The sequence below is a fragment of the Namhaeicola litoreus genome (assembly GCF_042679565.1).
GTDB classification, from domain to species: domain Bacteria; phylum Bacteroidota; class Bacteroidia; order Flavobacteriales; family Flavobacteriaceae; genus Namhaeicola; species Namhaeicola litoreus.
The window spans coordinates 901,499-914,134 of record NZ_JBHTMY010000003.1; the positions used below are offsets into that span (position 1 = coordinate 901,499).

The 12,636-nt window shown below is 35.1% G+C and carries 9 protein-coding genes; 8 read left to right on the top strand and 1 reads right to left on the bottom strand.

Translation table 11 applies throughout. The features are described 5' to 3' along the window. The first annotated feature begins 9 nt into the window (after nt 1-9). The 4 genes from ACFQ39_RS11315 to ACFQ39_RS11330 are packed head-to-tail and all read left to right on the top strand — an operon-like array spanning nt 10 to nt 6,822. A complete protein-coding gene (locus ACFQ39_RS11315) occupies nt 10-4,326 on the top strand; it encodes a CusA/CzcA family heavy metal efflux RND transporter (protein WP_377179016.1) in 4,317 nt (1,438 codons plus the stop codon). A 10-nt stretch (nt 4,327-4,336) separates the two neighbouring features. Continuing rightward, nucleotides 4,337-5,455, top strand: coding sequence for an efflux RND transporter periplasmic adaptor subunit (locus tag ACFQ39_RS11320; protein WP_377179017.1), 1,119 nt, complete (start codon nt 4,337-4,339; stop codon nt 5,453-5,455). 43 nt (nt 5,456-5,498) lie between these two features. Next, nucleotides 5,499-6,341: an ATP cone domain-containing protein gene (locus tag ACFQ39_RS11325; protein ID WP_377179018.1), complete on the top strand. Its 843-nt coding sequence runs from the start codon at nt 5,499-5,501 to the stop codon at nt 6,339-6,341. A 10-nt stretch (nt 6,342-6,351) separates the two neighbouring features. Beyond that, nucleotides 6,352-6,822, top strand: a complete 471-nt coding sequence (locus ACFQ39_RS11330) for a nuclear transport factor 2 family protein (RefSeq protein ID WP_377179019.1) — start codon at nt 6,352-6,354, stop codon at nt 6,820-6,822. Nucleotide 6,823: 1 nt separating this feature from the next. On the opposite strand, the gene ACFQ39_RS11335 is transcribed toward ACFQ39_RS11330, so the two are convergent. Continuing rightward, on the bottom strand, nt 6,824-8,083 hold the full coding sequence (locus ACFQ39_RS11335) for a mechanosensitive ion channel family protein (RefSeq protein WP_377179020.1): 1,260 nt from the start codon (nt 8,081-8,083) through the stop codon (nt 6,824-6,826). Between the two features lie 193 nt (nt 8,084-8,276). Between ACFQ39_RS11335 and ACFQ39_RS11340 the strand changes: the two genes are divergently transcribed. The 4 genes from ACFQ39_RS11340 (at nt 8,277) to ACFQ39_RS11355 (ending at nt 12,635) form a co-directional block, all read left to right on the top strand. After that, the gene (locus ACFQ39_RS11340) at nt 8,277-9,368 is read left to right on the top strand and encodes a nickel-binding protein (protein ID WP_377179021.1); all 1,092 of its coding nucleotides are present in this window, start codon (nt 8,277-8,279) and stop codon (nt 9,366-9,368) included. A gap of 133 nt (nt 9,369-9,501) precedes the next feature. Next, nucleotides 9,502-9,876 (top strand): group I truncated hemoglobin, encoded by a 375-nt coding sequence (locus ACFQ39_RS11345; protein WP_377179022.1) that lies wholly within the window; start codon nt 9,502-9,504, stop codon nt 9,874-9,876. Nucleotides 9,877-9,892: 16 nt separating this feature from the next. Then, nucleotides 9,893-11,242: an FAD-binding oxidoreductase gene (locus tag ACFQ39_RS11350; protein WP_377179023.1), complete on the top strand. Its 1,350-nt coding sequence runs from the start codon at nt 9,893-9,895 to the stop codon at nt 11,240-11,242. Nucleotides 11,243-11,369: 127 nt separating this feature from the next. Next, complete coding sequence (locus tag ACFQ39_RS11355; RefSeq protein ID WP_377179024.1) at nt 11,370-12,635, top strand: MFS transporter; 1,266 nt, start codon at nt 11,370-11,372, stop codon at nt 12,633-12,635. Nucleotide 12,636 lies beyond the last annotated feature (1 nt).

Sequence of the window (12,636 nt, forward strand, 5' to 3'; positions counted from 1 at the left end):
TCAATTTTTATGCTGCGTCAAATCATCAGCTATAGCGTCAAAAACCGATACATCGTATTGTTTTTTACTTTTTTGGTTTTATTATTTGGGCTTTATTCGCTCTCTCAAATTCATATTGGTGCTGTTCCAGATATCACAAACAATCAGGTACAGATCATTACTACTTCTAAAAATTTATCAACACAGGATATAGAGCAATTTATTACTTATCCCGTTGAATTGGAAATGGCTAATTTACCTGGGGTAAAGGAATTGCGGTCGGTTTCTAAATTTGGATTGTCTGTAGTAACGGTTGTTTTCGAAGATAATTTGGGGACTTATTTACCGAGGCAATTAATTGCGGAAAAAATAAAAATGGCAGCAGAAAAAATCCCTGAAGGCTATGGTACACCAGAAATGGGTCCGGTATCTACAGGTTTAGGTGAAATTTATCAATATATTTTAGATGTAAAACCAGGATACGAAAATAAATATGATCCAACCTCTTTAAGAACCATTCAAGATTGGATCGTCAAACGTCAACTTTCAGGAATTCCCGGGGTAGTGGAGGTTAATTCATGGGGCGGGTATTTAAAACAATATGAGGTATCTATCAACTTACAAAAGTTAGATGCCATGCATCTTACCATATCTGATGTTTTTGATGCCATGCAAATGAATAATGCCAATGCCGGTGGAAGTTATATCGAAAAGAATCAGACAACTTATTTTATCAGAGCCGAGGGGTTGTTGAAAAGCAAAGAAGATATTGAAAATCTCATTGTTAAAACAAGGGGAGGCATACCTGTGAAGATCAAAGATTTTGGAGAAGTAAAAATAGGACATGCCCCCAGATTTGGAGCTATAACGGGTAATGGCGAAGGAGAAAAGGTTTTAGGACAGATCTTGATGCTCAAAGACGGGAACTCTAATGAAGTTATTAAAGCAGTAAAAGAAAGGGTAGCGCAGATATCAAAAACTCTCCCTGAAGGCGTTTATATTAACGGTTTTTTAGAAAGGAGCGAACTCATTGCCAAAACAACGCATACCATCACAGAAAATTTAATTCTCGGTTGTTTGATTGTCATTTTTATCGTGATTTTGTTTCTGGGAAATTGGAGGTCCGGATTAATTGTCGCTTCTGTTATTCCCCTTAGTCTCTTTTTTGCCATTGCACTGATGAATTTGTTGCATGTAGATGCAAATCTGATGAGTTTAGGAGCCATTGATTTTGGTATTATCATAGATGGAGCAGTTATCATTGTAGAATATATAAGCCACAAAATGACTTCCGGAAAAATATCACTCAAAAGCTTGACAAAGGAAGAACAACAAGAGCAAATTGATGAGATTACGATCAATAGCGCTTCAAAAATGATGGACTCAGCCGTTTTTGGACAATTGATTATTTTAATTGTTTTTATCCCTATTTTATCATTAAGTGGAGTGGAAGGGAAAATGTTCAGACCCATGGCATTGACCTTTAGTTTCGCAATTATTGGTGCTTTACTGATGTGTTTAACCTATGTTCCTGCGATTGTGTCACTTGTATTAAAACCCGTCAAAGCAAAGGACACTCTCATTGACAAAGTATTTCTTATCATTAACAAGTTTTATCAACCTACGCTTCATTATGTTTTACATCATCAGAAAACAGTGATAGCAGGTTCAGTTGGCTTGCTATTTTTAACCAGTTTGATTTTTTTGAGATTAGGAGGTGAATTTGTCCCTACTTTAGATGAAGGTGACTTTGTGATTCAACCCGTGATCAAAACAGGAACTTCGCTGACAAAAACCATAGAAATAACTACACAGATAGAGGATATTTTAATCAGAGAATTTCCTGAAGTAAGTCAGGTTGTGAGCAGAATTGGAGCTGCAGAAATCCCTACGGATCCTATGTCGATGGAAGAATCAGATGTCATTATCAAATTAAGACCCAAAGGAGAATGGACCTCGGCTACAACAAAAGATAAATTGGCAGATAAATTTAAGGAAGCACTTCAAGTGATTCCTGGTATCGATATTGAGTTTACGCAACCCATAGAAATGAGATTTAATGAATTGATCACAGGTGTCCGCGCAGATATAGCCATTAAAATATTTGGTGAAGACCTCAATTTATTAAATACAAAGGCAAATGAGATAAAAAATGTAATCAAAGATATAGAAGGGGCTTCGGATGTGGTTGTAGAAAAGGTTGTTGGTTTACCGCAGATCAATATCAAATACAACAGAGAAAAAATAGGACTTTACGGATTGACGATCAAAGAAATAAACCGAATGATCGGAATGGGATTTTCGGGCGAGTATGCGGGTGAAATTTATGAAGGAGAGAAGAAATTTGATCTTGTTATGCGCTTTGATCAAGAAACGCGCAACAATCTTGAAACCATTAAAAATATTCAAGTATCAACTCAAAATGGTTTGTTGATACCGCTTAGAGAACTTGCAGATATTAAATTAACAGAAGGACCCGCAAAGATTTCAAGAGATGAAACAAAAAGACGAATTGTAGTAGGTGTTAATGTAAGGAACAGAGATTTACAATCGGTTGTAAACGAAATACAAGAAATGATAGAGAATCATGTCAAATTACCCCCGGGTTATCATATTACTTATGGCGGGCAGTTCGAAAACTTGCAACAAGCCAAAGATAGGTTGGCATTTGCCTTACCGGTTGCACTTTTCCTAATTTTTATGATGCTGTATTTTGCCTTTAAATCTCTCAAGGATACGTTGATTATTTTCTCGGCTATTCCATTGGCGGCTGTGGGTGGGGTTTTCTCCCTTTGGATAAGAGGTATGCCTTTCAGTATTTCTGCGGGTATTGGTTTTATCGCACTTTTTGGTATTGCCGTTCTCAATGGAATTGTTTTAATAAAGCATTTTAAAGAAATGAATTTGAAAAATGACGAAAACCTGTTTCAAATGATTCAAAAAGGTACACAGGAAAGGATGAGACCGGTCTTATTGACGGCATCTGCAGCTGCACTAGGATTTTTACCGATGGCTATTTCAAGCAACGTTGGCGCGGAAGTGCAAAGACCCCTAGCCACTGTAGTCATAGGAGGTCTTGTTAGTTCTACTTTTCTCACTTTGGTTGTTTTACCAGTTTTTTATGTACGTTTTTTCGATTCTAAAACAAAGACTAATCTTAAAAATAAGGCCCTTCTACTCATCTTTTTACTTTTTAATTACATGGGTTTTTCCCAAATTCCATCTCCTACCTTGACAGAGTTACAACAAAAAGCCATAGAAAATAATGCTGCACTTAAGTCCAGCTATTTTAAAGTTCAACAAAAGAAAGTATCAGTTCAGAAAGCTTATCAGTTTGATAAAACAAACATTTATTATGCTTTTGACGAGAATAATCTTGCTCTGAATGAACTTCCACTCAAGGTATTCGGCATACAACAGGATATTAGATTTCCGGGTTTGTATTTTAACGCAAAGAAATTGTTCAAAACAGAATACGAGATTTCGGAGATTCAATATGCTATCGAAAAAAGAAAAATATTGGGTGAGGTTGCCAAGGCTTATGAAGAAGTTCTATACTATAAAAACATTGCATTCGACTTAAAAAAACTAGATAGCTTGTACGCGGATTTTTCGAAAAAAGCAAATAGAAGATTTGAACTGGGTGAAACAAATTATCTGGAAAAGATCAATGCACAAGCCCAACAAAAGAAAATAGAAATTGCATTAAATGAAGCGCTGAACAATATTAATAACGCCATGCTTAAATTACAGGCAATCGTACAATCAGAAGAACCCATCACAGTTCCTTTTGAAAAGCTTTATGCTATAACTATTGATCAAAATAAGTTATTCTATAATTATGTTAATGAGGTTTTTGACTTGAGAAATAAAATGGTAGAATTGAAAATTTCTGAGCAGAAACAAAACTTTTTTCCTGACCTTAGTCTGGAATATTTTATGGGAACCAATGAATATATAAATGAACATTTACAAGGTTTTCAAATCGGTTTAAAAATTCCCATTTTATTTGGCGGTAATGCAGCTCAACTCAATGCTTCCAAAGTTGAAAAGGATATAGCAGAACAAGAAAGAATTGAGTTTGTCAAAAAGTATGAATCGAAATATGCGATTCATCAAAAGGATCTCGAAAAATATCTGGCCTATTTAGACTATTATGAAAAGGAGGGAAGTGACTTGTCTAAAGCACTTATAAAAACAGCAAATAGATCCTATTTAACAGGCGAGATCGATTATTTCGATTATATAAAAAGTCTGGAAAATGCCACACAAATTGAGATAAGCTATTTGGATCATTTGCATCAATACAACCAAATTATTTTAAACCTACAATATTTTAATTTTTAAATTGATCATTATGAAGTCAACTCTATATATTTTCGTTTTATTTCTGATTTTTTCTTCATGTAAAAAAGGAGAAATGAGTTCGTCGGAAGATAAAGCAACCCCTCCGTCAAATACCATTGTTTTGAGTTTAGATCAATTCGACAATGGAAAAATGGATTTTGTACAGATTAGAAAAGAAATGATCAGTCATAAAATTGAGGTGAATGGCGTCATTGAGGTTCCGCCAAACAACAGGGCCGTGATCAGTGCTATAGCTGGTGGTTATATTAAAAACTTAAAGCCTATCGTTGGTTCTTCTGTCAAAAAAGGAGAGTTACTTTTAACCATAGAGAATATAGCCTTCGTAGAACTGCAACAAGAATTTTTGGAAACCTCTGAACGTTTGGAATATTTAAAAATGGAATACGAACGACAAAAATCTTTGTTTGAAGAACAGATCAATTCCGAAAAGCATTTTTTAATTGCGAAATCAAATTATCAATCTGCACTTGCCACATATAATGGATTGAAGAAACAGCTAGAAATGTTAAATCTCGATCCATCATCAACAAACATCCAATCTGAAGCGCCAATCAAATCACCAATCGAGGGTATGGTTTCACAGATTTTCGTTGAAATGGGTAATTATATTAGTCCGCATCAGAAAATACTTGAAATCGTAAATGACGACCATCAGCATGTTGAGCTTCAGGTTTTTGAAAAGGAGGCTTTAAATCTTCGTATAGGACAGAAGGTTGAATTTAAAATCCCCTCTTTATCTGATGATCTTTATGAGGGTGAAGTTTATTTGATTGGAAATACCTTAGACGAAAACCGAACGATAAAAGTTCATGTAGATATTGATGAGTCGGTTAAACAAAAATTTGTTGTAGGGATGTTTGTAAAGGCTTATATCTTTACTCAAAAGGAAATGTTTATGGTGCTACCTGAAGAATGTATCGTCAAAGATGAATCTCAAAACGTACTTCTGAAATTAATTGAAAAAAATGATGAAATTCATTTAGAGAAACTCTATTTAAATGAACCTCTTATACAAGACGGAATGATCATTATTTCAGACACTTCAAACCTAGATCTACAAGATCAATTTTTAATCAGAGGAAATATTTTGATGGTAGGAGAAGAATAGTTTTAAAAACCATCATTTAAGATTAACTTTGAAAAAAGTGAGTATGGAAGAAGATTCTGTAAAAATTAGAAAGTATTCCGGAGAATTGGTTGATTTTGATATTGAAAAATTAAAGCGATCGTTGAGAAAATCGAAGGTAACAGAAGCTTTAATCGAACAAATAGCCAATGAAATTGATGGCTCTTTGTACGAGGGCATGACTACCAAGCAGATTTATTCTGCGGCATATAAAATGTTAAAAAGCAATAAATCAGGTTGTGCGTCATTGTATAAACTCAAAAAAGCCATTATGGAGTTAGGTCCATCAGGCTTTCCATTTGAAAAGTTTGTTGCAGCAATTATAGAAGCAGAGGGTTTCAAAACTGAGGTTGGTGTCTTCGTTCAGGGTCATTGTGTAATGCATGAAGTAGATGTGGTAGCCACAAATAAGGTAAAACAATATATGGTAGAATGTAAATACCACAATACGCAAGGTCGGGTAAACGATGTAAAAATACCTTTGTACATTCAGTCCAGATTTGTAGATATTAATACGCATTACAAGCATATCAATGGTCATCAAGCTCTGTTCCAAGAGGGATGGGTATATACCAATACTCGTTTTTCTTCTGATGCGATTGATTATGGCAGGTGTATGGGATTAAAATTGGTGAGCTGGGACTATCCGAAGGGAAAGAGTCTGATCGATAAAATTGAGCAATTCAAGTTATATCCGATTACTACATTGGTTAGCTTAAGTAAAAATGATAAAATCAAATTATTAGAAAGTGGTGTTGTTCTTTGTAAAGAGCTCTGGGCGAATCCCGACGTATTAATGGAAGCTCATATAGATCGAAAAAAACACAATCAAATTTTATCCAATTGCCATGAGTTATGTAAGGTTTAACTGTGCCTCAATGAAGAACAAATTCATTATTTCATTCTTATTTTTATTTTTTTTGGTTGTCGCTTCTCACGGCCAAAACAAAGTTGAAAAAGAAGCGATAGAATCTCTCATTTATCGTTTATTTGATGGAATGACAGCAAGAGATACTGCTAAAGTAAGGTCTGTCTTTCATCCGCAAGCAAAACTTTTGAGCACAAGATTTAACGAGGATGGGAAACCTGTTTTGACCGACATTAAGGTAGACAAATTTATAAGCACCTTAGGAGAGAATCAGGAACATCTTTTTGATGAAAGATTGACTAGTATAACTATTTTTATCGATGATAATTTGGCAATGGCATGGACTCCCTATCAGTTCTTTTTGGATCATCAGTTTAGTCATTGCGGTGTTAATGCCTTTCAATTGGTCAAAATAGATTCCGCTTGGAAAATTATTCATTTAATTGATACCCGAAGGAAGGATGATTGTTTAGAGAATTGATTTATTCTGTTTTCTGATGAATATGGAAAGAATTCCCCGAGGGCAATTCGAATAATTGCAAACCAAAATAAGGAACAGCGGAAATTAGGTGATCAAAAATATCTGCCATGATATATTCGTAGTTCTGCCATCTTTTATCTTTACTAAAGGCATATATTTCGATGGGAATACCTTGGGTAGTAGGGGCTAATTGTCTTACCATTAATGTCATGTCTTTGTTAATGGCAGAATGCTTTTCAACATATGTTTCAACGTATTTTCTAAAAACCCCTAGATTGGTCAAATTTCTACCGTTTATCAGTAAATCTTTATCAATTTTATTATTTCGATTATACTCATCCACATTTATCTGACGGCTGTTTATATACTCTGAAATTAATTGAATGTTTTTTAATTCATGCACTCTTTCAGGTAAAAGAAAGTTAACACTTTCCATTTTTATATTCAAAGAGCGTTTAATTCTTCGACCCCCAGATTCTGTCATCCCCCTCCAATTTTTAAAGGAGTCAGAGATCAAGGCATAGGTAGGAATTGTGGTAATGGTATTGTCAAAATTTTGCACCTTTACCGTTGCCAAATTAATTTCTATCACATCTCCATCAGCCCCGTATTTATCAAAAGTAATCCAATCGCCTATACGCATCATATCGTTTGCAGACACTTGGATACTCGCAACAAATCCTAAAATAGTATCCTTAAAAATCAATAAAAAAATAGCAGAAGCTGCTCCTAAGGCCGTAATAAATTTCCAAATCGGATTGTTTGTCAATACTGCGAAAGTCAATAGAATCCCAATGAACCACGTAATAATAAGTACTACTTGTATATAACTTTCTATGGGTTTATCTTTTAATCGTGGCAGGGTTCTGAAATAATCTCGCAGCGTATGCAATAAGGACCGTATTATCCATATAACAAGAATAATAGAATAAACGGAAAGGCCTTTTGTGAATAAATTTTCCCAAAAGGGGAAATCCGAGAAAACAAAAGGTACAATTTCATGCGCAATGAGCAGAGGAACCAAATGCGCGATATTTCTCGGCAATTTATTTTGAACCATATAATCGTCAAACTGTGTCGAGGTTTTTTCCGATATTTTTGTAAAAGCACCCAATAGAATCTTTCTGATAATAAAATCGATAAGTGTCAAGAACAAATAGGCGACAAGCACTAAAACAATCAAGTTAAGCCATTTGGCAAAATCATTATCAACTCCCTTTTCTATTAAGTAATGATAAATAAAGTGATTTAATTCTTCCATATTGACAAATAATTTGCGGGTACAAAATTAGCTTTTTATTCAGTTTTTCCATTGAATAATGGATATATCTCTCATTTTTGGAAAATGCAACATATTGGCTCTTTCTTTCTAGCTTTAAAACTTTCATTGTGAATTGCTTATCATACATCATTCAATTTAATTTCTTAAATTGTAAGAAAAAATGCCAATTTTTATGGATAGGCACGATGTTTCCAGTGACGTAACTGCTGAACATGTAGCCCAATTACATCAAGAAGATTTAAAAATTGAGGAACAATTTGATTGTAAAGGAATGACCTATTGGTTTGATGCTGAACGTAAAACTGCCTTCTGTTTAATCAAAGCTCCTAATAAAGAAGCTGTTTGTAAAATGCACGACTTTGCCCATGGAGTATTGCCTCATAAAATTATAGAAGTAGACGAGACTATTGTAGAGTCTTTTTTGGGAAGAATTGAAGATCCTAAAAAAACAAGTGATACAGAAATCAACATTATTGACGATCCTGCTTTTCGTTGTATTATGTACCTTGAATTGTCTCATAACAGTATGGAAAGGCAAAACAATTATCAATACAGTTTGTTTTCAGAAAAAATTCATCAAAGTATTATTAAAACTTTTAAAAAGTATGAAGGAAGGGTGGTTCAATCTGATAATGAATCGTATTTAGCGTCATTTAAATCAATATCAAATGCGATTTCTTGTGCTTTCAATTTGCAACATAAGCTAAAATTTGTGATTCCAAAATTTGAAAAATCCTTTAAAAAAGTAAAAATTGGCCTTAGTGCCGGTCTACCAGTTGAAGAAAAAGCTGGACTTTTTGAAGATACCGTAAACTTATCCAAAACAATTTGCCAGCTTATCAATAGTCCAATTACGATTACCAATGATGTTAGGGTTTATTATGAAAAAAGGCATACGAATGACTTTTTGAAGAACGAATTAGTCCAAAGTTTAAATCTTTCAGAAGAAGCCTTTATTAAAAATTTTACAGATTGTTTAGAAAAGATCTGGAATGATCCTAATTTTCAAATTCAAAACTTTGCAAAACTTCTCGGTTATAGTCAGTCTCAATTCTATCGAAAAGTAAAATCACTTACAGGAAAATCACCTGTCCAGTTCTTATCTGATTACAAGCTGGATAAGTCTATCGAGTTTATACATCATAAAAAGGGCAACATCTCAGAGATCGCATTTGATTGTGGGTTTAATAGTCCTTCTTACTTTTCAAAGTGCTTTTTTAAAAAATACCATATTCTTCCGTCTCAATATCAATTAACCTGCTAAGAAGAATTAGTCCCTACAGGCTATTTTCTTAGAAATCTAGTTCAATGAGCGAATTGTGCGATGAATTGACTAGATATTACCCATTCATCCCATAAAATTCAAATAGTTTTGGTTGAATCAAAAATCTATAAAAATGAGCACTACACTATTTGAAAAATTGGGAGGGAGAGAAGGAATCTCCAATATTGTTAATGATACTGTTGAGAATCATATGAATAATACAGCTGTCAATGCCAGATTTTTACCTTATAAGAGTGAACCCGAAAAGTTGGATAAAATCAAAAAACATACCATAGATTTCTTTTCCATGGGAAGTGGTGGGTCGGCAAATTATACAGGTAGAGATATGGAAACTGCGCATAAGGGCATGAATATTAGCCCTGGCGAATATATGCATACCATAGATGATATATTCGCTGCTCTAGACAAGAACAGTATAGATGAAGCTGCAAAAAAAGAAGTGCTCTATATTTTATGGTCCTTGAAAGGAATGATCATCGCGAAATAATCAAATATCCAATATTATGTCAAATTCAGTAAAATTTATAGCAAAAGAAAAATTAGAACAATTTACCTCGACAATAAGAGGAAAAGTAATTCTTCCCTCAGATGATGATTATCAAGACGCTAGAAAGGTTTACAATGCCATGATTGATAAGCATCCAGGAATGATTGTCAAATGTACCAATGTCGCCGATGTCATTTATTGTGTTCGATTTGCAAAAAATCACGATTTAATCACATCGGTAAGAGGAGGCGGACACAATGGCGGTGGACTTGGACTATGCGATGACGGAATGGTCATTGACTTATCGGGTATAAAATTTGTCAGGGTTCATGTCAAAGATAGTACGGTTGTTGTTGGAGGCGGAAACACTTGGGGTGAGGTAGATCATGCTACACATCCTTTTGGTTTGGCTGTACCGGCAGGAATTATTTCAACTACAGGTGTTGGCGGATTAACCTTGGGAGGAGGGGTTGGTTATCTTTCAAGAAAATTTGGGCTCACCATCGATAGCTTATTAGAGGCTGATATGGTTTTGGCTGACGGTTCATTTGTGAAAGTAAACAAAGATCAAAATAGCGATCTATTTTGGGCTATTCGGGGTGGAGGAGGAAATTTTGGTATCGTAACCGCCTTTAAATTTAAAGCTCATCCTGTTAAAAATGTGATAGGCGGACCCACCTTATTCCCAATCGAAAGAACAAAAGAAATCATGAAGTGGTTCCATCATTTCATCCATAAAACATCGGAAGATTTGAACGGGTTTATCGCCACCATGGTTATACCCAAATCTCCATTTCCTGAAAGTCTCCATCACAAGAAATTTTGCGGTATTGTTTGGTGTTATACCGGAGATCCCAAAGAATTTGATAAGCTTTTTGAGCCAGTAAGGGCCCTGAAACCCATATTTGAACATGTAGGAGAAATGCCTTATCCAAGTATTCAAACACTCTTTGATGGTTTATTACCCCCAGGTTTACAATGGTATTGGCGTGCTGATTTTTTTAATGATTTAAATGAGCAGTTAACCGAAAAACATTTGGAATTTGGATCTAAAATCCCAACGCCATTGTCACAAATGCACCTATACCCTATCACTGGGGCTGCAAGTAGGCCCAATAATACAGATACGCCATGGGCATATAGGGATGCCAAATACGCCGGTGTCTTTGTGGGTGTAGATCCTGATCCAAAAAATCGAGAAATAATCACGGATTGGGCTAAAACTTATTGGGATGCTTGTCATCCATTTTCCATGGGTGGTGCTTATTCTAATTTTATGATGGATGAAGGTCAAGAACGAGTAAAAGCCAGTTATAAAGGTAATTACAAAAGACTTGTGGATATAAAACGGAAATATGATCCATAAAACTTTTTTAAGATTAACCAAAATATTAAACCCTAGTCTGTTTAAAAACCAAGAACTAAATTGTCATTCATATTTCTCATTTCAATCTTGAAAAACTTACATTTGAGAAAAAATAAGATGAGGAATAATGAGTAAGCATGATGCCTATGCTGCCTTGAGGTATAAGGAATTCAATTTGTTCTTATTGGTGAGGTTCGCCATGGTTTTTGCATGGTCTATGCAGTTTGTAGTGATAGAATGGGAGGTTTACAGTATTACAAAAGATCCCCTCTCTCTCGGAATTATTGGTTTAATGGAAGTAATTCCAGCTGTCAGTTTAGCTCTTTTTGCAGGTCATATTGTTGATCAGAAGGAGAAAAAAACTTTATTTATGCGCTGTATCATGGCTTTTTCTGTGATCAGTTTTGGTCTTTTCCTGATTACTTGGCCTGAATTTATCAAAGACTTTTCCACTAAAACAATTCTCGTTTGTATATACTTCTTGGTGTTTTTAGGGGGAATTGTGCGTGCATTTTTAGGTCCCACTATTTTTTCATTATTTTCTTTAATCGTACCAAAAAAAGTTTATCCGAATGCCGCCACCTGGAGCAGTTCAGTTTGGCAATTGGGGGTTGTTATTGGTCCGGCTGTAGCCGGATTTTGTATCCATTGGATAGGTGTTCATTGGTCTATGATCCTCGTATTTGGTTTTACTGTTGTCTCTTTGTTATTGCTTTCCAAAATTGAAAAGAAGCCCATTTTAAATCCTAAAATTGGGGAACCTGTATTTAAAAGTTTGAAACAAGGCATTGATTTCGTTTTTAGCAATAAAATTATTTTAACGGCGATTAGTTTGGATATGATCGCGGTGCTCTTTGGAGGTGCGGTAGCACTTTTGCCCATCTATGCACAGGATATTTTAAAAGTAGGCCCCGAGGGCTTTGGTATTTTACGAGCTGCACCGGCAGTAGGGGCTTTGCTCACTATGTTTACTTCCGCTCATTTTCCGCTTGATAAAAATGCAGGAAAAAAATTGCTTATGGCCATTTTTGGTTTTGGTTGTTCAATCATTATATTCGGTATATCTACCTCATTTTGGCTATCGGTATTTGCCCTTTTTATGAGTGGTTTAACCGATGGTATTTCTATGATTATCAGACAGACGATTTTACAATTAAAAACACCTGATGATATGCGGGGCAGGGTGGCATCTGTCAACTCAATGTTCGTAGGATCCTCCAATGAACTAGGCGCTTTTGAAAGTGGTATCACGGCCAAATGGATGGGAACCGTAACCGCAGTTGTTTTTGGCGGAACAATGACTTTGCTGACTGTCATTTTTACAGGTTTTATCTCACCTACATTTCGTAAATTAGACTTGAGAAAAGATTTACAAGACCACCAAAACAGTTGAC